Raw genomic sequence first — 22635 nt, forward strand, 5'->3', positions numbered from 1 at the left:
TGGATGCGCGGAGCGAGAGAGTGGTCGGTTTGTCATCGGCGTGACGTGGGAACTGCAACGTGCCGCTCGTTAGGCAACTGTGGCCGGCGAGTGCGACACGGAAAGTCTTAGCCGGGAAGAGGGGCGTCGGCTCACGCCACGGTTTTTGGCCCGAACAGGTCGGCGCTCACCTCGCCCGAGAAAGTCGGTCGAATAGCTTTTGGAGCGCGCGTTTTGTCACCGAAGGTTTCGATCACTTTGCCCATCGAGCAGAACTCTCTAAGGTCCTCCAGCACAACTTGGCCTTAGCCGTCGTCGCCAAGATGGCGAAACACCCGGACCCAAAAGGCGAAGTCGCCTCTCCGCCCATCACTGCGCGCGTGAATGGCGCACCAGGCGACAGCCGTTTTCGCGTAGGCGCCGTAGAGTGAGGAGGCGGCGGCCGCCGCCGCTTCGATTGTAGTGCCAGCGCCAAGCGCCGCTTCAAAACAATGTTGTTGCTTCAGACCTTTGTCACGCATCCACTCGTCCCGTCACCGTCCGGCGCGGGTTGATCGAAAGACGATTGCCGGACGTCAATCCCTGCGCGGGCCACGATCACGTGCCGTCCTTGGCAATCAGCCACGAGTGCTAGCGTTCAAGTAACGCAGCTCACATTATGTTGTAACAAAAATAGAAGGTCAAGCCTTCATGAATCACGTAAAACGTGTTTAATAGACGAAGTTCTCGTATATACGCCTATTGGAGGTGGTTTTGCCGCTATCTGCCTTGTATGATGTAACATCAAAAATGGCTTTTCATCGCAGGACGTCCGCGAGGTACCAAATGACACCCCGTATCGCAATCCTATCAATGGATGCGGACTACTACCTGATGCTGTCCCACGTTCTCTTGGCCGCAGGCTATTCGACAGTTCTGGCCGATGGATCCGAGGCAGCACTGGCATTGATCGCCGAGAAAAAGATCGAAGTGCTGCTGATCGACTGCCAGCCGGCGTCCTCCATCCTTTCAGACCTTTCCGACCGGCTGAAGGCATCAGGCCATTCAATAGACGTGCTGGTTGTCGCGCTCGTTGCCGAAGGAGTTCCCTATATCGACATTCTCAAGGCTGAGGTCGATGAGAGTTTCATCCGCCCGATGAAGCCCGAATGGCTGCTGTCTTACCTTCATGGCCGTCTTAAAGGAGGCACCAATGACGCTGCCGGTCGCTCCGCCACTTCCGGTCCAAACGATCTTCGGCTCGATGCCGGCGCAAGGCGGGCGCTCGCAAACGACAAGCCAGTAGGCCTCAGCCCGATCGAATTCCGGATACTCAGCACTTTGATGAGCACACCCGGGCGGGTGTTTGGCCGGCCCGAATTGATCGAGGCAGTCTGGCCAAAGGCGAATTTCGTAGACCCGCGAACCGTCGACGTGCATGTGGCGCGATTGCGCCGCTCCTTGCACGATGCTCTCGGGCGCGAGGTCATCCGGACCGTTCGCGGCGAGGGATATGCTGTCGATATGAAGGAATGAACGTCACGCAAGCCTTTCGGACCGTCACAGAATCTTAAGGAAAAATTCGGGCTGGCTTCGTTGTATGAAGGTGGGGCTCCTCCTTACGCTTAATGGATCAGAAGCGGGCGGGGAGGGTTCCATGCAGAACGAACAACAGCGCAATGCGCCGATGCCAATGCGGCATCGCAACACCGCGGCTCTCATCCATACCTCGGCGCCGCATTTTGCCGCGGCACATTCGAAGGGCCTTATGGCGCTCTATGCAAGGCCGCTTGCAGGGCGAAAGGTCGAGATACGATCGGCAAAAGGCCAGAAGAGAATCGTCACCGATTTCGTGCGGTGTTCCTATCTCGGACTCGACAACCATCCAGTGATCGCGGCCGGTGCGATGGCAGCAGTCCTGGACTACGGGACCCTTCACTGGTCCTGCGCGCGAACGCGCCTGAATTTTGCCGCTCTCGGTACCCTCGAGGAAGCCCTATCGGATCTCTTCGGTGCGCGTGTCATTACATACACGACGGTGCTTGCCGCCAACATGAGTGCATTGCCGCTAATCGCCTCGGGCGCGCTGACAGAGGGTGTGAAGCCCGCCATGGTTTTCGATCGTTTGGCCCATGCAACGCTCGCCATTAACAAACCGGTTGTCGCCGAAGAGACCGATGTCCGCACGATCGCTCATAACGATCTTGCTGCGCTCGAAGAGCTCTGCGAGACACACCCATGCGTCGCCTATATCTGCGACGGCGTCTATTCGATGGGCGGTAATGCGCCCATCGCCGAGCTTCTGGAATTTCAGCGGCGCTATGGATTATTCCTTTATATCGACGACGCCCATGGCGTTTCGATCTTCGGCGACAGGGGCGCGGGTTTTGCCCGTTCGCAGATGCCAGGTGGCCTTGGCGACCGGACAATCATTGCAGCCTCTCTCGGCAAGGGCTTCGGTGCTTCCGGCGGCATCCTGATGCTCGGCACGGCGCCACAGGAGGAGATCTTTCGGCGTTTCGCCATCGCCCATGCCTTTTCCGCTTCGATCAACGTTGCCGCAATCGGCGCTGCCATGGCGTCTCAGAGGCTCCATCGCACGGATGAGCTCAGGCAACGGCAGCAGAGGCTTGCGGCAAACATCGCACTTTTCGACGAACTGGTGCCGACCGCCCAATCCGGATCGACGCTCCCGATCCGCACCGTTCTCATCGGCGATGAATTGGCAGCGATCAACGCCGCAAGACGTGTTCTGGTCGCGGGCAGCTATGTGTCGGCCATCTTCTTTCCGACAGTTGCTTCCGGGCGGGCCGGCCTGCGCGTCTGCCCGACCGCCGATCATACCGTCGACGAGATCAAGGCTCTTGCCGTGGCAATCGACAAGGCAATGGAGGTGTAGGGAGGGGAGCCGGGTCTTTCGACCCGACACATCTTCAGCGTATCCAGGCGTTCCAGCGCTCCAGCAGCAAAGCGGCATTGGTGTTGATCCACGTGGCATCCGGGATGACGATATGATCCCGGATGTCTTCCTCGCTCGGAAGCGCTGCACGGGCCGCCGGCGACATCGCCGTGATCGCCTTGCTGCTTGGCGGCGTGCATAGTAGCTCCTCGCAGACGCGCGCCTGCGCGTCCGGACTGTTCAGCCAGAAGGCGATCAGCTTCAGGGCATTTTCCTTATTCGGCGCTCCCTTGATGACGGTCAGACGATCGCCGACCAGGAAGGACGCTTGATTGGACCAGCCGATGGCGCGACCCTCGGCCTTCAACGCATTGGCTCGCGTCAGCCAGATCTGGCCGATGCTGTAGTCGCCGTTGCGGAAGCCCTGCACACTCTGGTCGCCCGTCTTCCACCAGACGGAGATGTCGCCGCGAATGGTCTCAAGCTTGGCGAGCGCCCGATCGATATCGAGCGGGAAGAGCCTCTCCCGCGCTACACCGTCGGCAAGCAGGGCAGCCGCCATAACGCGCCAGGGATCGTCGAAATTCGGAAAAGCCCGCCCGCCTGGAAAGCGCTTTGTGTCCCACATGTCCGCCCATGTCGTCGGCGCTCCATCGGGGAACACGTCGTATTTATAGGCCATCAACGTTGCCGTCGAAAAAAGCCTGGCGCCGGCACCGATGCAGGCGTCCTCAACGAGGTCCGGCCGGTCCTTGAACGCCTCGCAGAATACAGCGAGGTCTTCCGATGTCGCCTTGTGATTGTCGGAATCCGCCTGGATTTCTCCGTCGGGATAAAGATCCCAGGTCACATTGCCGGTTTTGACCATGGCCGTTGCCTTGGCGCGCATCTCGGCATTGGTCGCAGCCACCGAAACGACCTTGATCCCGGTGCTCGCGGTGAATGGATCGAACCAAAACTTCCTCAGGGCAGCGTCATAAGAGCCACCCGTCGTCGCCACGACAACGCGCTCCTCAGCAACCGCCGGCGAAACCACAGCGAACTGCAGGGCAGCCATGCAGGCTGCGATAAATGTCATTGACCTCTTCATGTCTTTCCTCACGTGATAAAATTTCGACCGCCTACTCCTCCCGGCGGCCGAGATAAAGCGCGACGCCGAAGACGACATGGGGAACGATCATCGGGGCCATCGCCAACGCCTTCAAAGCGTTCCGGCCGGGCAGGCTCCCGCGCACGATCGCAAGCGACGCCAGCGTGCCTGTCGCAGTCGCTGCGACAGCGGTCGAAAGCGCAATTTTCAGACTGAAGACGGTTGCTGCCCGCCAGTCCGGATCGGCCAGATAATCGAGGTACCATTGCAGCGTCAGCCCACGCGGCGGCAACTCGATATAGGCCGTTCCGTTGAGCGACATTGGAACGATGAGAAGCGTGGGCATCAGCAGGAAGAACAGCACGGCGCCGATCCCGACACCGCCCGCGAACCGAACGATTGTCGTGCGGAGCGGATGGCCAATGGTTTTTGCTGCAACGGATTGATCAGGCGACACTGTTTATTCCTTTGCTGATCGAAAGTGCGCGGCGGAAGGCGAGGACGACGAGCAGCGTTACCAGGAGCAGGACGCTCGAAAGAGCTGCTGCAAACGGCCAGTCGAGAACGACCGTGGTCTGCTGGGCGATAAGGGTCGCCATGGACATGGCTTCCGGTCCGCCGACGAGTGCTGGAGTGATGTAAAAGCCGATCGCCAGGATGAAACACATGACGCAACCGGCAAACACGCCCGGCAGCGAGAGCGGCAGGACAACGCGCAGGAAGGTCGCAAGCGAACCGGCGCCAAGGCTGCGGGCCGCGAGCGCATAGTCAGGGGAGATCGAGCGCAACGCATTGGCGATGGGCAGGATCATGAACGGCATCAGCACATGCGTCATGGCCAGGATGACCGCGCCGTCGGTATAAAGCAATTTCAGCGGCGCGGCGATGAAACCGCTCTCGACCAGAAAGGCGTTGACGAGGCCGCTGCGCTGCAAGAGTACGATCCAGGCATAGGAGCGCACGAGCACCGAGGTCCACAATGGAACGAGAACAGCCGCGGCAATGACGAGCGCCAGGCGGCCCCGCGCTTTGGACATCGCCAGAGCGACTGGATAGCCGAACATCAGGCTGAGCAGCGTGACGATAGCGGCAGTCGAGATCGTGCGCGACAAGACGCCGAGATAAAGCGGTGTCGCAAAGATGCGCCGGTATTGCTCGAGATCCGCTGCGGCGTCGCCGAAGCTCATGATCACGAGTCGCGCGATCGGATAGAGGAAGCCGATCGAAAACAGGACCATCAACGGCATCAGGAGAACGAGTGTCAATATTGGTCCGTAGCGCCCAGCCGGTATCGCTTCTCGAAGGCGCAGCGCCGGTCTGATGAGGCGTCCAGGTGTTGGTGCGGCCGACATGTCCATGCTCACGACCCTTGCCTTTCGAACAGATGCAGACTGTCTTGGTCTGCCACGATGTCGACCTGCGCGCCGGCATTGAGACCGGCCGGTTTGGTATCGACGGACGTCTGGATCTGGATAAGCGGACGGCCATCGGTCTCGGCGCGCACCAGATGCAGGTCGCAGGCTCCGGTAAACACACTCGCTTCAAGCGTTCCGGGAATGACGTTCCTTCCGCCCTTGCCGCGTGCCGTCAGGCATAGCTTTTCCGGGCGCATGGCAAGCTTCAGCCGCGCGCCTGGACGGATCGTGCCGTTGACGCCGCTTGCCTGCAGCACGACGGTCTCGCCAAGCCTCACCGCATGAAAACCCTCATGAAGCCCAAGATAGATTCCCTCCGCAAAGCTCATTCGCCCGATGAAATCGGCAACGAATGCGGTTTGCGGTTGCCGGTAAAGCGATGCAGGGCTACCCACTTGGACGATCTCGCCGGCCGCCATGACGGCGACCCGATCCGACATGGTGAGCGCCTCCTCCTGATCGTGCGTGACATAGATCACCGTCGCGCCAAGGCGTTGCTGAAGCTGCTTGATCTCCAACTGCATGGCCTCTCGGAGCTTCTTATCGAGCGCGCCGAGCGGCTCATCCATGAGGAGGACCGGTGGCTCGAAGACGATGGCACGGGCAACCGCGACGCGTTGCTGCTGGCCGCCTGACAGTTGATTGGGATAGCGGCGCGCGAGGTCACAGAGCTGCACGAGTTCGAGCGTCTCGACCACCTTGTGTTCCCGTTCGTTTCGCGGCAGGCGGCGCATTTTCAGGGGAAAGGCGATGTTTTCGGCAACCGTCATGTGCGGAAAGAGCGCATAGCGCTGGAACACCATGCCGATGTCGCGCCTGTTCGGGGCGAGCTGCGTGACGTCCCGCCCGCCGATGACGATGCGCCCGGCGCTTGGCGTCTCAAAGCCGGCAATCATGGTCAGAAGCGTCGTCTTTCCCGAGCCCGATGGCCCGAGGATCGAAACGAATTCGCCAGCTTCGACCTCAAGCGTCACGCTTCGGACCGCGGTATGGGCGCCATACTGCTTGCATGCGCCGTCGATGAGTATGGGGGCACCGATCAAGTTTCTCCTCCTACAGAATTTGAGCCGTCCGTACGGTCTGAAGACATGGCTTTGCCGCTCCGGCGGCGGGTCTTTCCAAAGCACCCGCGCCGCAGTCTCCGCCCTAGCGTTGCGAATGTTCACAATCTCGTTATGCTGTTACATTAAACCGTAATATTCCTGTAATATGTGTTTTGTTGCAACAAAAACGCGGCATGTCAATGCTGGGGGGAGAAAAAATGGACGAAAGTACAACTGCGAGTCCTTCTGGTGCGGAAGGCCACCACGGGCGGCTCAGCGATTATGTCTATGAATCGCTCAAGGATCAGCTCACCCGCGGCGCTTACAGCCCCGGCAAGAAGCTGCCGATCCGCACTGTCGCCGAGACATTGGGCGTCGGGTCTACTCCGGCGCGCGAAGCGATCAATCGACTGGTCTTCGAAGGCGCCTTGGTGATGTCGGGTCCGAAGACCGTCATCGTTCCCTATCTCGATCTTGCGGGGCTTTATGAGGTGACACAGATGCGGCTTGCCCTAGAGGGGCTTGCGGCCGAAAAAGGTGCCGCCAACGCAACCGGCGAAACCGTCGAAACTCTTTTGAAATTACAGGAGAAAATTAGCCTTTCCCTCGACGAGAAGCGCTACAGGGATGCGCTTCACGTCAATAAAGAGTTCCATTTTACCATCTATCGTCTTTGTGGCATGCCGCATCTTCTTTCGACGATCGAAGCTTTATGGCTGCGTGTCGGATCATCCTTCCACGACCTCTATCCGGAATTCGCCGAGCAGCGCTACGGCGTCCACAACCACATGGTCGCCATCGAGGCGCTGGCCGAGGGTGAGGCGTCTTTCGTGCGAGCGGCCATGGAAAATGACATTCGCGACGGCTACAGGCGCCTCAAGAAGGCGGCCATGTCGCGCGCCGGACATCGCGCTGCGCCGTCTGGTTGATCTTTTTTGTTGCAACTTCTTCGCCATTGTGATTTTTGTTGTAACATAATTGCAATGTTCGGACGCGTGGTGCGTCCCGGAGGAAGAAGATGCTTCATACACGTGACATTTCCGGGGACCGGCCGCTGTCGCGCGCCCGGTCCCATCATTTTTTCAACAGAGGGCGGAAAATCTTTCCCTCGGGCGTGACGCGGGTGACCGTCGAGCGTCAACCGGTGCCGCTCTACATTGCCCGCGGCCAAGGGGCTTATGTGCTCGACGTCGACGGCAACCGGTTCTTGGATCTCAACAACAATTTTACGACGTTGATCCACGGCCACGGTTTCCTGCCGGTCGCCGACGCCGTTGCCGACCTCCTTCACCGCGGAACCTGCTTTTCCAATCCGACGGAACACGAAATCGCCCTTGCCGAACTCCTCGCCGAGCGCATTCCGGCGATCGAACACGTTCGCTTCGTCAACAGCGGGACGGAAGCCGTGATGTTTGCGATCAAGGCGGCGCGTGCCTTTACGGGCCGGACCGGCATCATCCGCGTCGAGGGCGCCTATCATGGCGCCTATGACTGGGCCGAGGCCGGTCAGTCGAGTTCACCGACACGGTGGGGGGACGGCTCGAGACCCGATGCGATTCCCGCCTATCGCGGGACGCCGCCGTCGGTCGCCGACGATGTTGCCGTCATTCGCTTCAATGATGTCGAGGGCGTCGAACGCAGAATGGCGGACGTTGGCGCAAGAACGGCCTGCGTCCTGATCGATCCCATGCCAAGCCGCGCGGGGCTGATCGAGCCGAAGGCGGATTTCCTGGAGGCGTTGCAGGCCGCCGCGCGCAAGCATGGCGTTCTCCTCGTCGCCGATGAAGTGCTCAATCTGCGGCAGTCCTATCGCGGCGCCTCGGCCCGCTATGACCTTGAACCGGATCTGATTGCCTGCGGCAAGATCATCGGGGGCGGCTTTCCAGTAGGCGCTGTCGGTGGACGGGCAAACGTCATGAGCGTTTTCGCCAACGACAAGGGAAAGCCGCTCCTGCCGCAGGGCGGAACATTTTCGGCAAACCCCGTGTCGATGGTGGCCGGCCGTGTTGCGATGGAGGCGATGACCGAGGAGGCCTTCCATGGCCTGGAGCGCCTTGGAGATCACGTCCGGTCCGGATTGCAGGACGCAATCGATCGCACCGGCGCGCCCTTCAGTGTCAGCGGTGCCGCCTCCTTGTTTCGCATCCATCCGAAGAAGCAGCCGCCCAGCGACTATCGAAGCGGCTATCCGACACAGGCCGAAAACGACATCAACACCGCACTTTCCGATTATTTCCTTCACCGCGGCATCCTGCTGCCGAACGGCGCCGCCGCCTGCCTGTCGACCGCAATGACGGCCTACGACGCCGATGCGGTCGTCACGACCTTCTCCGACTTCCTCTCGGCCCCTGCCGCTCAAGAATTCGAGGCCTCCCGATGACACATTCCCCTGACATGTTGACAGTCGCAGAGCGTATTGCGCTCAGCTTGAAGCGGCACGACGTTTCAATGATCTTTGCCCAAAGCCTTCCGTCCGCCGTCATTCTCGCAGCCGAGGCAATCGGCATCCGGCAGGTTGCCTACCGGCAGGAAAACATGGGCGGCACGATGGCCGATGGCTATGCGCGGCGGTCGGGAAAGGTCGGGGTGGTCGCCGCCCAGAACGGTCCGGCGGCAACACTTCTCGTTCCGCCGCTCGCCGAAGCCGTGAAGGCCTCCGTGCCGATCGTCGCCCTCGTTCAGGACGTCGAACGGGATCAGGCCGATCGAAACGCCTTCCAGGAACTCGACCATCTGGCGCTCTTCCAGTCCTGCACAAAGTGGGTGAGAAAGGTGATCGTTCCCGAACGCATCGACGACTATGTCGACGCCGCGTTCACCGCCGCGGTATCGGGGCGGCCAGGGCCTGTCGCCCTGCTGCTTCCCGCCGACCTCCTGCGCGCAAAGATCGAGGCGCCGGTGCTGCGCCGGTCGGTGAGCTTGGGACGATGGCCACTTGACCGCAACCGTCCGGCGGACACAGATATCGCGCGGGCTGCGGCAATGATCGCCGCGGCACGGGCGCCCGTCGTCATCGCCGGCGGCGGCGTGCATGCGAGCGGCGCCGCTCAGTCGCTCGCAAAGCTCCAGGAGGAAGCATGCCTTCCCGTTCTGACGACCAATATGGGCAAGGGTGCCGTCGACGAACATCATCCATTATCGGCTGGTGTCCTGGGCGCGTTGGTCGGTCCGAAGTCGCTCGGCCGCCATACGCTTGCCCTTGTCCAGGAGGCGGACATCGTTCTCCTCATCGGAACGAGAACCAATCAGAACGGCACCGACAGTTGGCGTCAGATTAACCCAGCCTCGGCCGTCATCCATATCGACGTCGACCCTTCGGAAATCGGACGCACCTACGAAGCCGTCAGGCTAGCAGGTGATGCGGCCGAGACCATTGACGCGTTACGGGCAGCCCTCGCGACGCGCGATCTGTCGAAACGTCACGCCGCGCGCGCGGAACTGGTCGAACGCATCGCCAACTGCTGGGCCATGTTTGACGCCGAACGGCAAGGCGTCAGTCATTCAGGTGCAACTCCGATCCGGCCGGAACGGATCATGCGCGAGCTGCAATCGCAATTGACAGCAGATACGACGGTCGTCGCAGACGCGAGCTACTCCTCAATGTGGGTTGCAGGACAGCTCCGGTCGCTTTCAGCCGGGATGCGGTTTTTGACGCCGCGCGGTCTTGCGGGCCTCGGTTGGGGATTGCCGCTTGCGCTGGGCGCAAAGCTTGCCGATCCGGACAAGCCTGTTGTCGTCCTCGTCGGCGACGGCGGTTTTGCCCACAGCTGGGCCGAGCTCGAGACCATGGTCCGAAGCAACATCCCCGTGCTGATCATCGTTCTCAACAACGGTATCTTAGGGTTTCAGCGCGATGCAGAGACCGTAAAGTTCGGACGCTTCACCAGCGCCTGCCATTTTGTCGATGTCGATCACAGCCAAATCGCTGCAGCGTGCGGATGCCCGGCCGTCCGTGTCAGCGTCGCCGACGGGCTTGCCGAACATATCCGCACGGGGCTAACCGGCAATAAACCCTTGATGATCGAGGTCTTGACCGATCCCGAGGCCCATCCGCCGCTGTCACTTTTTGCCGCAATGGACGAGGCGGCATGAGCACCGGCGGGACGGGGCGGGTTGCCGTCATCAGCGGCGGGACCACTGGCATCGGCCTTGCAACTGCCCGTCGGTTCCTGAGGGATGGCTATCGCGTCGGCGTTTTCGGCCACAGCGCCGAGAGCGTCGAGCAGGCCGGCGCCAGTCTTGCCGAGAGCGTCAAAGCGGGTCGCGCGGTCGCCTCGCAGGTCGACCTTCGCAAGCCCGAAGCCATTCAGAGCTTCTTCAATGACATCCGTGCTCGCTTTGGTGCGCCGTCGGTCCTGGTCTGCTGCGCCGGGGTCTCACCGAAAGGCTACAATGGCCCGTCACTGGTCGGTACCATTCGGCGCGGGGAATGGGATGACGTGCTTTCCATCAATCTGACAGGTGCCATGCTGTGCTGCCAGTACGCTTTGCCCGATATGCAAAACAACCGGTTCGGGCGCATCATCTTCGTAGGATCGCTCGCTGGCCGGACGCGACCATTGATTGCCGGGCCGGCCTATGCGGTCTCGAAGGCAGCCCTTGCCGGATTGTCACGTTCGCTTGTAACCCAATACGGACGCTTCGGTATCACCGCCAATGTTGTTGCGCCCGGCCGAATTCTGACCGGAATGACGGGTCCGGTTTCAAGCGATGTCAATCGTGAGGCAATTACGCGAATTCCGGCCGGCCGCTTGGGGACAGCCGACGAGGTCTCGGCCGCCATCGTGTTTCTCGCATCCGACGACGCAGGCTTCGTCAATGGCGCGATACTCGACGTCAATGGCGGCGAGTTTACGCCAAGCTGAGAGGAGGGCTGCGATGGAAAATCGGGTGCTGATCTGCACAGAGGATCCGGAGCTCTATCTTCTCCTAAACCACATCCTGTCCGTAGAAGGTTTTCCGAGCCAGCTCGCCGACGGTGACGCCGATGTCGAATCTTGTCTGCAGAAAGGCGGGCTGCTTGCCGTCATCTTCGATGGTGTCGCGTGGCACGGCGATATCGTCGGCCTTTGCAGCCTGTCAAAACAGGCCGGACTTGCCGTCGGCGCGTTGATCGCCGGCGACATGCGAACCATGCATCTGCAGATGATCAAGGCCGGGCTTGATGACGGCATCATGCGACCGCTTGACCCCGAACGCCTGCTTGCCTTTCTCCGGCACGCACGTCGTGCGGCCGGTAATCCGTCTGCTTTTGGTGTAGTCCCGCCGTCAGCTTTGCCCACCCATATATCGGTTTCGTCCGATTCACAGCACGTCACCATCAGTGGAAGGCATCTGGCATTAACCTCCATCGAAAGTCGAATCCTTGAAACACTCGTTCGCCACCGCAACAGGACCTGCTCCCGGGACGATTTGCTGACTGCCGTCTGGCGAGAGCCGCACGACGTTGGCGCCCGCACCGTGGATGTCCATATCGCTCGCCTTCGAAAGGCTCTGTCCGCCTGTCATGACGTCCGGATCAAGACAGTCTATGGCGAAGGATATGCGCTTGTTTCAACGAGAAAGGGTGAGGAGTTACGCGTCGCGGCGAGGCGATAATGTCGTTATCAACCTTAAAAAGACCTAGGCAATCAATGGCTTACGTTGCTCGAGGCTCCCCTGCAAAATCACAGATGTAGTCGCCGTCGACGCCGGAGTTCGGTCGTTCTAGTCTCTCACCGCCGTGTGCAACTTTGTGCCACTTTCCCCGAGAATTTAGGGATATGCCTCGGACTTCTTTATGGCAAGGTTGGTGTTTGGAGCGGTCGTCGAAGAATAGGAACCAGTGGCATGTCGACCAGTACCGAAAGCTGGCGTGCACTCTTCAAAAGAGAAGTATTGATCACCGAAAAGCTTCTGTCCCAGGATTTTCCCGGATGCCATGAGCTGCGGATGCAATTGCTTTCGGCCCGTGTCAGTCCGATTGACCGCCAGGGCAGTTTGCAATTTCGCATCGTTGGTCCCGCTGCACTGGTCAAGACCCGCGTTCCAACCGAAGCATATTATTTTGATGGACCCAACAGAGACAGCGGACCAGCTGTCCATCTGCTTATTCACGTTGTCGAAGGCAAGCTGCATGAACTCGAAGTCTACAAAGACGACGACACTGCAATCACCGTGCTTCCTGCCGATATTGACCTAACGAAACTGCATCTTTTTTAGTCTGCCAACTTTTGTGGTCCTGCCATCTTCATCACTCAAATCGTCACGGGAGGCGAGCACATTATGAAAATCGATCCAGTTTATGCGTTCGAGCTGGTTGCCGGAAGCGACGAACTCCTCGGATACGAAGCGACCGAAGAGGATGCACGCAAAGCTGCCCTGGCGCATCTCCGCGAACTGCGGGTGAGGGATCGAATGAAAATCAAGATCCCAACGACGATCTACAAGATTTGGCTGAACCCAATCGACACGTCGCTGCTTCTCGAAATCATGAATTTCCCGGACGAACGTGCGGATTGGCGGCTCGTAGAACGCAAGGAGCGCATTGCGGTCGTAACGGAATGATGGCGACGATCCCAGCATACTGCTTGTCGCGACACCTTGCCGCTTGTTTGGGCGCGCCCCTGCAGGCACACGTTCTGCGCATGGCCGCTGAAGGCGCTCTCAGCGCCTATGAAGAGATCACCGGCGAGACCTGGAAGCCATATGAGCGCGCGGGCCAGGCACCTTCCGCTCGGTCGATCGATCAGAAGGCGGCTTCGCTACAGATGTCCGCCTCTGACCGGAAGGGACAAAAGCCCCTTCTTCTTGGAAATAAGGCTGGTGACGCAGCGCACCGGCCGTCTTTCGTGTCATTGGTGGGGCCATGCCCATCACGGTTCGTCCCGGTTTGTGGTCTAGCTTCGCCCGGAGATGGACGCGCAGTGGAACGTCGTCCTGCACTACCGTTTCGGCTTGCCCGCTACGGTCGAATTATCAACCAGCATGCCAGCAGGTGCGCCGCATCCGACCTCCGCTTCCTCGACCGCCATGACGAACCGCGACGGGCGCGGTTCGCAGGAATGGTCAAGAGGATGGAGAAGGCAGTAAAGAACACCGGGCAGCGCGTGGACATACGCAGTCGTTACCGACAAAATCGTAGCCGCGCTCGACGATGGTGTGCGGCCCTCGGTACAGCCATGGAGTACGACGCATCTGAGTGTATTGCGGCTCTTGCGACCATAACGGCGAGCCTTACTCGGCATCAACGTGCTCTGCTGAACCCCCGCCCGCAATGACATCTCCTCCCCGCGAACAGATGATTGGACGCGCCCGCGCTTCGACCGATGACCAAGCCACGCGAGCGCAGGAGACGGAACTGCGAGCAGCGGGCTGCCTCTGATCGTCGAAGAGCATGGCTCTGGCGCCTCCCGCGCCCGCCCTGCCCTCACGAAACTCCTGAACGAAATCGCCGGTCGCGAAGCCCTCGTCGTGGTCCGGCTCGACCGTTTGGCGCGCTCGGTCAGCCATCTGCTCGACGCGATGAGCAACTTACGGAAAAGGGTGCGCATTCTCGGTCCCTGGGATGTTTTCGCTGCAAGTGCTCGGCGGGGCCGTTGCCCAGCTCGAGCTGGCATAATCCGTCCAATTTTTCGCCGGTCGAGTTTGCCTTCGGTTGCTGGGCCGACGCGCGCATTGAAACTGCTATTTGGCGAGCGCCAAAGGGCTAGCACACCAAATGCGAGTTTGACGTTTAGTTAAACAGACAAGACTAAAATTCATAAAATGCTTACCAAAAGCCAAGTCTGGTGACCTGGCCTGTCATCGTTCTAAAGGAGTGAGAATAAATGCGCAGGCCTACCGTCCGAACTTCCCTGAGCGTCATCAATCTGACGTTTGCGTCCATTTTTCTCGCCTTCGCCTTATTCTCGCTGAGTAGCGTGCGAGCGGTAAATGAAGACACCACTGCCATCGCCAAGAACTGGCTGCCGAGCGTTTCCGTAGTCCGGAATATGCAACTCAAACTCCAGGAAATGAAGTTTGCGTATGCCAATCATATTATGTCAATCAGCGATGAGGCGATCGCAGCCGCGGAAAAGCACGTTACCGAGCAGAGGGAGGAACTGGCAAAAGCGATCGAAGCCTATAGTGCACTGATATCGTCGCCTCGCGAGAAGGAATTGCTGGAGCAGATCGGAAAACGCGCCGCTGACTATGCCAGTGCGGCCGCGCCGATGCTCGAGAAATCCCGAAAGAACGACAACGACGCAGCCAAGAGCATTTTCTACAAGGATATGGAGCCCATTGTCCAGGAAGCCCAAAACCGTGCGAGCGAGTTACTCGACATCAACGTGAAGGGTTCGGATGCTTCCTATGACAGCAGCGAGCTGACCTATGCCGCGATCCTTTGGAGCACATGGGCGCTTATCGCCTTGGTCCTGGCAATCGTCGTCGGAGCCATTGCTTATGTTGCTGTGCAAATCTCCCGCCCGATCAGGGCGATTACCAGTTCGATGACGGGGCTTGCAGCAGGCGATACGGCCTCGGCCATTCCTTATGCGAGCCGAACGGACGAAATCGGCTCGATGGCCGGAGCAGTCGAAGTTTTCAGGCAGACGGCACTCGATAAGATCAAAGCTGACCAGGAAATCGAGGCAAACCGAGCCCTTTCAGAAGGTGAGCGCCAGCGGCGGGAGGAAATCGACCGGGCGCGCGCGGCAGCGATGGCCAAGGCGACGAATGGATTGGCCGCAAATTTGAAGATGCTGGCCGACGGCGATCTCACAATCCGGATCAGCGAGATGTTCGATCCTGATTTCGAGGCGCTAAGAAGCGACTTCAACAGCGCCGTTGCCCAACTCTGTCGCACTCTGAGCAAAGTGGCCGGGTCGACAGGAGGCATCGACAGCGGATCGAACGAGATCGCCAACAGTGCGCATGACCTCGCAAGACGCACCGAACAGCAGGCGGCTGCCCTGGAGCAAACGGCCGCCGCGCTGGACGAAATCACGGCAAACGTCGCCTCATCTTCGAAACGCGCCGAGGAAGCTCGGAAGGTTGCAGCCGAGGCCAACGCCAGCGCAGCGACGTCGGGCCAGATTGTCACCCAGGCAGTCGACGCGATGAGCCGGATCGAGCAATCTTCCAACGAGATATCGAACATTATCGGTGTCATTGACGAAATCGCCTTTCAGACCAATCTGCTCGCGTTGAACGCAGGTGTTGAGGCTGCACGCGCGGGCGAAGCTGGCAAGGGTTTCGCGGTCGTGGCCCAGGAGGTACGCGAACTGGCGCAGCGTTCCGCCAAGGCGGCGAAAGAAATCAAGGCGCTTATTCAAACGTCGAGCTGTGAAGTGGCGACAGGTGTGGAACTCGTCTCGAAAACCGGCGGTGCCCTGAAGCAGATTGGGGAACTCGTGGTGGTGATCAACCGACACGTCGACGCGATTGCTGTATCGTCGCGCGAGCAGTCAGTGGGTCTCGCGGAGATAAACACGGCAGTTAACAGCCTCGATCAAACGACCCAGCAGAATGCCGCTATGGTCGAGGAAGCGAGTGCCGCTTCCGCATCCCTGGCCAACGAGAGCGCCACGCTACGCGAATTGATTGGTCAGTTCAACGTTGGGAGTGCAACGCGACAACAAGCCTATCCGTTCCGCGAGACCGCGTAGTTGCCATGAACCACCGTCGCATCCCGTTAAGACCCGGTTCTGATGCCGTTTCTCGCCCGCCGCGCGTTCAAGTTGGCTATCCGAACGGCGCGAGGGGTAGGCTGCTCCCTGGTCGGAAGCGCGTCGTAGCATTGTGTAATGCAGGCAAACGAACCGCGGCTGCGGCGACACCCGATCGCTGGTGTCGCTGCATTTTCGGCTCGATCGAATTGCAGCCCCATTGTGAGCATGAAAGCTTGGCGTCCTTCGGCGTTGCCTAAAGCCGTCGCTATTCAAACAAACCGGAACTCCAGTAGAAGAGAGCCGAGATGAGGGCCGCGGCCGGAAGCGTGACAACCCAGGCAATGACGATGTTTCCGGCCAGCCCCCAGCGCACCGCCGAAACCCGTCTTGCCGCACCGACACCGATGATCGCGCCGGTGATCGTATGCGTGGTCGAGACGGGAATACCGAGCCATGTGGCGCCGAAAAGCGTCAGCGCGCCGCCGGTTTCGGCGCAAAATCCCTGCATCGGATTGAGGCGAGTAATCTTGGAGCCCATCGTATGGACGATGCGCCAGCCGCCGAAAAGCGTTCCGAGCGCCATTGCCGCCTGGCAGGAGAGCACCACCCAAAACGGCACATGAAAACTTTGGCCGAGATAACCCTGCGAATAAAGCAGGACTGCAATAATGCCCATCGTCTTCTGCGCATCATTGCCTCCGTGGCCAAGCGAGTAGAGCGAGGCCGAGACAAATTGCATGACGCGAAACGTGCGATCGACGGCAAAGGGCGTCTGACGTACAAAAATCCACGAGACGACCAGGACCAGAACAAGCGCGAGGAAAAAGCCAATCATAGGCGACATGACGATGGCGCCCGCAGTCTTGAGCAGACCGCTCCAGACGATCGAGCTCAAGCCGGTCTTGGCAAGTCCGGCGCCAACCAGCCCGCCGACCAGGGCGTGAGAAGAGCTGGAGGGAATGCCGAACATCCATGTGACAATGTTCCAGATGATCGCGCCCATCAGCGCCGCAAATATCACCTGCGGCGTGACAATGCCCGGATTGATGATGCCGGTTCCAAGGGTCTCTGCGACATGCAGCCCGAAAAATAGGAATGCTATGAAATTGAAGAAAGCTGCCCAAAAGACAGCATAGTGCGGTCGCAGCACGCGGGTCGAAACGATGGTTGCGATCGAGTTGGCGGCGTCGTGCAGGCCGTTCAGAAAATCAAAGAACAGCGCAATCCCGATGAGGCCCACAAGCAGGGGGAAGGCAAGTGTAACCTCCATCAGACGTTCTCGATCACGATACCGCTGATCTCGTTGGCGACGTCCTCGAAGCGATCGACGACCTTCTCCAGCTCACCATAAATCTCGCTGCCAATAATATAGGCCATTGGATTCGAGGTGCCGTAGCGGCTGAAGAGATCCTTGAGACCCTGGTCATGCAGATCGTCCGAATGACCTTCGACCCGAGTAACCTCTTCGGCGATGGCGGTAAGCCGAGGCGCATTGGATCCTATCCGGTCCAGTAGGGGGATAGCTTCGGCTATCAGATGCGCCGCCTGGACGATTGCCGCACCCATCTCCTGCATGCCCGGATCGAACGAAGTCTGCTGAAACAGACGGATGGTCTTGACCGTCTTTTGCATCATGTCGATCGCGTCATCCATCGATTGGATGAGATCCTTGATGTCGCCGCGATCGAAGGGGGTGATGAAGCTTCTCCTGATGGCAAGCATCACCTCGCGCGTTATTTCGTCAGCTTCATTCTCAAGACGAACGATCGTCTCGCAATGGCGCTCGATCTCGCTGCCAGCTAACAACTGATTCAAGGCTTCGGCAGCTCCGACAACGGTGCGCGAATGTTGAGCGAAGAGATCGAAGAAGCGATCTTCACGCGGCATGAGTCTACGAAACCAGCTGATCATCGACATCCCATTTAACTGTCACAAATCTGTCATAATGGAGCGATGCCGCGGTGAAAAGCACCCGGGAGACTTGTTTCGCGGATCGTCGCAAACGGGTTACACATCTTGTTCATTGCGTTGGCGCAAGCCTGCGCAAGTACAACGACGATGGATCATCGAAATCGACAACAATGCGGCGGAGGGACGATCTGTCATCCCTCAGCGATTTCGCGCCGCCTTAATGACCAATGTTTACATCGAAATTTTGGACAGTTTGCCCACTTCACGACATTCGTCCCTCTGAAAATCCGAAGTCCGTTCGCGATACCCATCCATGATCGATCCTGCGAGCAGCGCGATCGGTTTCGGGAACGAAGGGCAATCAACTTCAGGCGGTCACCTTCCTCATTATTGTCGCCGCTCAGATCGCGGTTTTCTCAAAATAGTCCATTCTGAGGGATCGACGGTTCGTTTCTTATCGAGGCGGACAGTTGGATCTTCGATATCACAGACGCATGGTCGGCGGAGGTGCTGGGGGATTGCTGCGGATATGTTTTAGCGCGTCGGGAATTTCCGCCCTCGCGAGACGCCAACTAAATCTTCCATTGCTTGGCGGGCGGCATTGGGATTGCGCATTCGATTTGCGTCGAGGACATCATGATGCTTCTGGGCTCGCTCGATTGGTATGGCGAAAACATTGCAAAGCAGCGCCGCGCGGATCGCAGTCGGGAATTGCCTGAGCATTGTCGTCGAGGAAGGCAGCGCGGCGGCAGACAGCCCATTAGACTTTAACGCTCTGAATGGGCAGTGTAATGCCGCAAACCGGATTTTTGCCTTTGCCTTGCATCCAGAAGCGTCTATTTATGTCGCCGCAAGTTGCGATTGCCGCACCAGGGTGCGGCAGGATTAAATGATCAAAGGAAGACGCTATGGCGACGGGTACCGTGAAGTGGTTCAATGCAACAAAAGGGTTTGGCTTCATCCAGCCCGATGACGGCAGCGGCGATGTCTTCGTTCACATTTCCGCGGTCGAGCGGGCCGGCCTGCGTGGCCTCAACGACGGCCAGAAGATTACCTATGAGCTGGTCAAGGATCGCAAGTCCGGCAAGATGTCGGCGGACAACCTGCAGGCCTGACGCCGATTGATCCGAGAGTACGAAGGCCGGGTTCGCCCGGCCTTTTCGCTTGCAGAAGTTTCGGATATCGAAACAGCTCTGTCACCGCGCTTTTGGGCGGCAACCTCAAACGCAGGCGCGATTTTCGGCCTTGTTGAACGCCTGACGCGGGGGCCGGGGAGGGAGTTCTTGTCGGCTCGCTCTGTGCGCACTAGCTCTTCATCGAACGATTCTTCACGCACAGATCGTGGGAGATCTGCCTACCAAGCCGAGATAGATGGCGCTCGTCAGGTCTGCCGATCCCGTCTGAGAAGGGCGGCGCGGATCTGCTCAGTCTTACTTGGGGGAGCTGGGGAAGCGGCCGGCTCGATACTAGGGGCGCTATTCTCGTCATTGCTTCGTTTCAGGCTGAGAAAGCGTCGCTGCGCAACAAGTCGGTCTTCGATTGAAAGTGATTCCACGGGCTTGCCATCGATGTCATGGCGCATCGAGCCAGGTTGGGCGCTCGCGAAATAGTACCGTTTTGAGTGGACAAAGGAGCCAACGGCTCGGCGCAATGCCGTCGCTTTGACATCAGGCTTTGCCAGCGCGCGGATATCGTTGAAGAGGCCGAGCGCGAAGGGACGGATCGGATCGCCTGGCTTATTGGGGAGAATGCCGATCGGACGCATCAGCAGTACGCTGATCGCCTCTGCCTTCTGAACATCGAACTGTGTTGCTATGATCGGTCCGTGGCTGACGGTCCAGGGTTTGTCCATGAGCTCCTACCTTGCGCTTCCTTTCACTACGGATCGATTGTGAAGAGAGGTTGACAGCAGGTCTATTTCTAGATTTCCGCTGGCGGCGCTTTATCTAAACGTACACGAGCCCTTCGCAATAGCCCTGGCGCCCCTTAAGCGGCCACCCCGCCCTTGAAGTACGAAGGAGATGAAGATGAAGATGAAGATGAAGATGAAGGAGACGGGGAGCAACTCATGTGCCGAAACATAAGAACGCTGTTCAATTTCGATCCGCCGGCGACGGACGAGGAAATCCATGACGCTGCGCTGCAGTTCGTGCGAAAGCTGAGCGGAACCACCAAACCGTCGAAACGCAATGAGGCGGCGTTCGACCGCGCGGTCGGTTCGATCGCGGCATGTGCCCGCGAACTGCTCGATTCGCTCGAAACTTCGCAACACCCACTCAACCGCGAGGAAGAAGCCGCAAAAGCGCGCGCGAGAAGTCTGACCCGGTTCGCGTGATTGTGCCGACGGTCCGGCGTGCCGCCGCAAGCTCGGTTCGGCCTTCCGGGCGGGGGAGAGGCAGGCCCTCACAAGCGCGGTCCGGCCCCGCATGACACGTCGACTTCCGCCTAAAAGGTGAGGAGGCACCCTCGGTGCCTCCCGCGGACAGCTTGCCGGGCGCAGTCGGTGAAAAATTCCAGTTCCACATCGCCTGATTTAACGGGGGCACGTCACCGCACCGATCGCCAAGGCATACAGGATTGCTAGCCTGGACAATTCCCCAGCGTCCTATCATCGGCGTCCTCGCATCACCGAAGGACAACTGCATGTCAAACGTCTGCGGCCTTCCTAAGACAAATCGCCCTGCGTACTGAACCCGATTGCTGGGCTGTCGTGCGATGAAAATCTCCATTTATCCTACGGCCGGCGCGGCAGCTTTGCGACGGTTCTGCACCAAAATGGACAGCTTGATCTGCCCAACCGCGCCTTTGAGCTGAAGGTGGTGCGGGGAATCGACTTCAAGATCGGGCATGGGTTGCCTGGAAAGATCCACCGCATCGCACGACGACATCATCGACATCCGCACGCTCATGGGCACGACCGGGGCGCTGACGAGATCACCGCGGCGTTCTCACCAGCACGATCTTGCGAGGTCATTCTTCGAGCCATCGGATTTGGCAGCGTGTTGCCCCCGCCCCCGCCGTCGAACAATCCCTGCGGTGCTGCGACCATCGCGTCCTGCCCCGGCTTTAGGTCCTGCCGGGCCCGCGCCGCCCCGCAACGGCTTTGCCGTCCTTCACGTCCGTTCCGGCCCTATCGGGTGCTGGCCCGCGCTTGAGGCCCGGCATTCGGACCGCCGTAGCAGGTCGCGATGGTCGCGGCCTCAAAACGGAGGTTTCGACATGTGCAGGCAACAAACTCACCAACGATCCGACATCTACAGCCGCATCACCGACAAGATCATCGCCGAGCTCGAACAAGGCGTGCGGCCCTGGATTAAGCCCTGGAGCTCAGCACATGCGAACGACCGGATCACCCGGCCTTTGCGCCACAACGGCCAACCCTATTCGGGCATCAACGTCCTGCTTCTGTGGTCAGAGGCGATCGCCCGCGGCTTCACCTCGCCGACCTGGATGACGTTTCGCCAGGCCCGCGAACTGGGGGCTGCAGTCCGCAAGGGCGAGACCGGCACGTTGATCGTCTTCGCCAGTTCTTTCATCCTTACCGAAACCAACGACATGGGCGAAGACGTTGAGCGCAATATCCCGTTTCTCAAGCCGTACACGGTCTTCAATGTCGATCAGATTGCCGGACTGGATGCTCGCTTCCATCAGGTCACATCGGTTCAGGATCCAATTGTCCGTATCGGACATGCCGATCGCTTCTTTGCAAACACCGGCGCACTGATCCGGCACGGCGGATCGGCGGCATACTATGCCCCAGCCCGTGATTACATCCAGATGCCAGCCTTGGAAGCCTTCCGCGACGCTGCGTCCTATGTTGCGATCCTCAGTCACGAACTGACCCACTGGACGGCGGCACCGCATCGACTCGATCGCGATCTCAGCCGCTATGCCGGGGATCAAAGCGAACGCAGCCGCGAGGAACTGATCGCCGAGCTCGGCAGTTGCTTCCTTTGCGCTGATCTCGGCATCGTTCCCGAACTCGAGCCGCGGCCCGATCATGCGAGCTATCTTGACTCCTGGCTCAAGGTTCTCGCCAGCGACAAGCGTGCAATTTTTGTCGCGGCCGGTCATGCGCAGCGCGCTGTCAGCTACCTGCACCACTTGCAACCAGGTCAGATAGACGGAGGGGAGGCGGTGTAAGCCGCCTTTCCCACTCCGTCCGACCACCGATGCTTGCCGCGCGCAATATGCGCGGCGGCGCTCCGACTCGATGCCGAAGACCGGCAGCAACCCAAGTTCGGCAAAACGCAATGGCATGCAACCTATGGCATGGACATCCGCCAGGCGCTACGCCCAGCCCTGGCCGCCCATCGCGACCGCACCCGATGATGACGCGGGGATATCCTCGCCTTGCGGCAGGGCCGGAGCCGTATCGGCTTTGCCCGTCGCCATGATCAGATGAGCTGGTTTCCGCAGATTGCGGCCGGGCCCTCAAGGCAGGATCGCAGGAGGTCGAGATTGCCGAACGTGACGAAACGATCTCGAACGTCCGCCGCGAGATTCTTTTATACCGGCCACGACTTGGCCGCTGGAGGACCACAACAAGCGGCAGCATCGGCAAAGGCCCCGACCGAAAAGACGGACACGCTCCTTGGTGTGCCGAAAACGCTGCCCTGGATGACGTTGCCTGCGCAGGCGTGTGAACGACGATGCGCCTCGCCCGGTCGCCTCCTCTTTGTAC

Annotated in this window: 20 protein-coding genes and 3 pseudogenes; 15 read left to right on the top strand and 8 right to left on the bottom strand. The window is 59.5% G+C overall.

Annotated features, from left to right (window positions below):
- Nucleotides 1-284: 284 nt before the first annotated feature.
- Nucleotides 285-500 (bottom strand): hypothetical protein, encoded by a 216-nt coding sequence (locus QA644_RS21600; RefSeq protein WP_283073293.1) that lies wholly within the window; start codon nucleotides 498-500, stop codon nucleotides 285-287.
- 304 nt (nucleotides 501-804) lie between these two features.
- Here QA644_RS21600 and QA644_RS21605 point away from each other — a divergent pair, with 304 nt between their 5' ends.
- Entirely contained in the window at nucleotides 805-1494 is a 690-nt protein-coding gene (locus QA644_RS21605) for a response regulator transcription factor (RefSeq protein WP_283073294.1), read from the top strand.
- Nucleotides 1495-1615: 121 nt separating this feature from the next.
- The gene (locus tag QA644_RS21610; protein ID WP_283073295.1) at nucleotides 1616-2857 is read left to right on the top strand and encodes an aminotransferase class I/II-fold pyridoxal phosphate-dependent enzyme; all 1242 of its coding nucleotides are present in this window, start codon (nucleotides 1616-1618) and stop codon (nucleotides 2855-2857) included.
- 34 nt (nucleotides 2858-2891) lie between these two features.
- Here the strand turns inward: QA644_RS21610 and QA644_RS21615 are convergent, their stop codons facing one another.
- From QA644_RS21615 to QA644_RS21630, 4 genes and pseudogenes are all read right to left on the bottom strand, one after another.
- Nucleotides 2892-3935, bottom strand: coding sequence for an extracellular solute-binding protein (locus QA644_RS21615; protein WP_283073296.1), 1044 nt, complete (start codon nucleotides 3933-3935; stop codon nucleotides 2892-2894).
- Between the two features lie 61 nt (nucleotides 3936-3996).
- Nucleotides 3997-4293, bottom strand: a pseudogene (locus tag QA644_RS21620) (ABC transporter permease); the annotation flags it as partial.
- A 100-nt stretch (nucleotides 4294-4393) separates the two neighbouring features.
- Nucleotides 4394-5194, bottom strand: a complete 801-nt coding sequence (locus QA644_RS21625; RefSeq protein WP_283073982.1) for an ABC transporter permease — start codon at nucleotides 5192-5194, stop codon at nucleotides 4394-4396.
- 113 nt (nucleotides 5195-5307) lie between these two features.
- The gene (locus QA644_RS21630; protein ID WP_283073297.1) at nucleotides 5308-6405 is read right to left on the bottom strand and encodes an ABC transporter ATP-binding protein; all 1098 of its coding nucleotides are present in this window, start codon (nucleotides 6403-6405) and stop codon (nucleotides 5308-5310) included.
- A gap of 218 nt (nucleotides 6406-6623) precedes the next feature.
- On the opposite strand from QA644_RS21630, the gene QA644_RS21635 reads away from it, so the two are divergent.
- From QA644_RS21635 to QA644_RS21675, 9 genes and pseudogenes are all read left to right on the top strand, one after another.
- Nucleotides 6624-7334, top strand: a complete 711-nt coding sequence (locus QA644_RS21635; RefSeq protein ID WP_283073298.1) for a GntR family transcriptional regulator — start codon at nucleotides 6624-6626, stop codon at nucleotides 7332-7334.
- A gap of 89 nt (nucleotides 7335-7423) precedes the next feature.
- Nucleotides 7424-8785: an aspartate aminotransferase family protein gene (locus QA644_RS21640; RefSeq protein ID WP_283073299.1), complete on the top strand. Its 1362-nt coding sequence runs from the start codon at nucleotides 7424-7426 to the stop codon at nucleotides 8783-8785.
- On the top strand, nucleotides 8782-10497 hold the full coding sequence (locus tag QA644_RS21645; RefSeq protein WP_283073300.1) for an acetolactate synthase catalytic subunit: 1716 nt from the start codon (nucleotides 8782-8784) through the stop codon (nucleotides 10495-10497). The genes QA644_RS21640 and QA644_RS21645 overlap by 4 nt, the downstream gene beginning before the upstream one ends.
- On the top strand, nucleotides 10494-11270 hold the full coding sequence (gene fabG, locus QA644_RS21650) for a 3-oxoacyl-ACP reductase FabG (protein WP_283073301.1): 777 nt from the start codon (nucleotides 10494-10496) through the stop codon (nucleotides 11268-11270). The genes QA644_RS21645 and fabG overlap by 4 nt, the downstream gene beginning before the upstream one ends.
- Nucleotides 11271-11283: 13 nt before the next feature.
- Nucleotides 11284-12003: a response regulator transcription factor gene (locus QA644_RS21655; protein WP_283073302.1), complete on the top strand. Its 720-nt coding sequence runs from the start codon at nucleotides 11284-11286 to the stop codon at nucleotides 12001-12003.
- Between the two features lie 231 nt (nucleotides 12004-12234).
- Nucleotides 12235-12606, top strand: coding sequence for a hypothetical protein (locus QA644_RS21660; protein ID WP_283073303.1), 372 nt, complete (start codon nucleotides 12235-12237; stop codon nucleotides 12604-12606).
- A gap of 63 nt (nucleotides 12607-12669) precedes the next feature.
- A complete protein-coding gene (locus QA644_RS21665) occupies nucleotides 12670-12951 on the top strand; it encodes a hypothetical protein (RefSeq protein WP_283073304.1) in 282 nt (93 codons plus the stop codon).
- A 709-nt stretch (nucleotides 12952-13660) separates the two neighbouring features.
- Nucleotides 13661-14002: pseudogene (locus tag QA644_RS21670) on the top strand (recombinase family protein); the annotation flags it as partial.
- 211 nt (nucleotides 14003-14213) lie between these two features.
- A complete protein-coding gene (locus QA644_RS21675; RefSeq protein ID WP_283073305.1) occupies nucleotides 14214-16037 on the top strand; it encodes a methyl-accepting chemotaxis protein in 1824 nt (607 codons plus the stop codon).
- Nucleotides 16038-16305: 268 nt separating this feature from the next.
- On the opposite strand, the gene QA644_RS21680 is transcribed toward QA644_RS21675, so the two are convergent.
- Nucleotides 16306-17310: an inorganic phosphate transporter gene (locus QA644_RS21680; protein WP_283073306.1), complete on the bottom strand. Its 1005-nt coding sequence runs from the start codon at nucleotides 17308-17310 to the stop codon at nucleotides 16306-16308.
- Nucleotides 17310-17951 carry a DUF47 domain-containing protein gene (locus QA644_RS21685; protein ID WP_283073307.1) on the bottom strand — a complete coding sequence of 214 codons (642 nt, stop codon included), beginning with the start codon at nucleotides 17949-17951 and terminating at the stop codon, nucleotides 17310-17312. Before QA644_RS21685 ends, QA644_RS21680 begins: the two co-directional genes overlap by 1 nt.
- A gap of 908 nt (nucleotides 17952-18859) precedes the next feature.
- Between QA644_RS21685 and QA644_RS21690 the strand changes: the two genes are divergently transcribed.
- Nucleotides 18860-19066 (top strand): cold-shock protein, encoded by a 207-nt coding sequence (locus QA644_RS21690; RefSeq protein ID WP_022713126.1) that lies wholly within the window; start codon nucleotides 18860-18862, stop codon nucleotides 19064-19066.
- A 266-nt stretch (nucleotides 19067-19332) separates the two neighbouring features.
- Here the strand turns inward: QA644_RS21690 and QA644_RS21695 are convergent, their stop codons facing one another.
- Nucleotides 19333-19803: a ProQ/FINO family protein gene (locus tag QA644_RS21695; RefSeq protein ID WP_283073308.1), complete on the bottom strand. Its 471-nt coding sequence runs from the start codon at nucleotides 19801-19803 to the stop codon at nucleotides 19333-19335.
- A gap of 216 nt (nucleotides 19804-20019) precedes the next feature.
- Between QA644_RS21695 and QA644_RS21700 the strand changes: the two genes are divergently transcribed.
- The 3 genes and pseudogenes from QA644_RS21700 (at nucleotide 20020) to QA644_RS21710 (ending at nucleotide 22094) form a co-directional block, all read left to right on the top strand.
- A complete protein-coding gene (locus tag QA644_RS21700) occupies nucleotides 20020-20286 on the top strand; it encodes a DUF2277 domain-containing protein (RefSeq protein ID WP_283073309.1) in 267 nt (88 codons plus the stop codon).
- Nucleotides 20287-20740: 454 nt separating this feature from the next.
- Nucleotides 20741-20880, top strand: a pseudogene (locus tag QA644_RS21705) (LysR family transcriptional regulator); the annotation flags it as partial.
- A gap of 290 nt (nucleotides 20881-21170) precedes the next feature.
- The gene (locus QA644_RS21710) at nucleotides 21171-22094 is read left to right on the top strand and encodes a zincin-like metallopeptidase domain-containing protein (RefSeq protein WP_283073310.1); all 924 of its coding nucleotides are present in this window, start codon (nucleotides 21171-21173) and stop codon (nucleotides 22092-22094) included.
- Nucleotides 22095-22635: the final 541 nt, after the last annotated feature.

It is taken from the genome of Rhizobium sp. CC1099 (assembly GCF_029714385.1).
Lineage (GTDB): Bacteria > Pseudomonadota > Alphaproteobacteria > Rhizobiales > Rhizobiaceae > Rhizobium.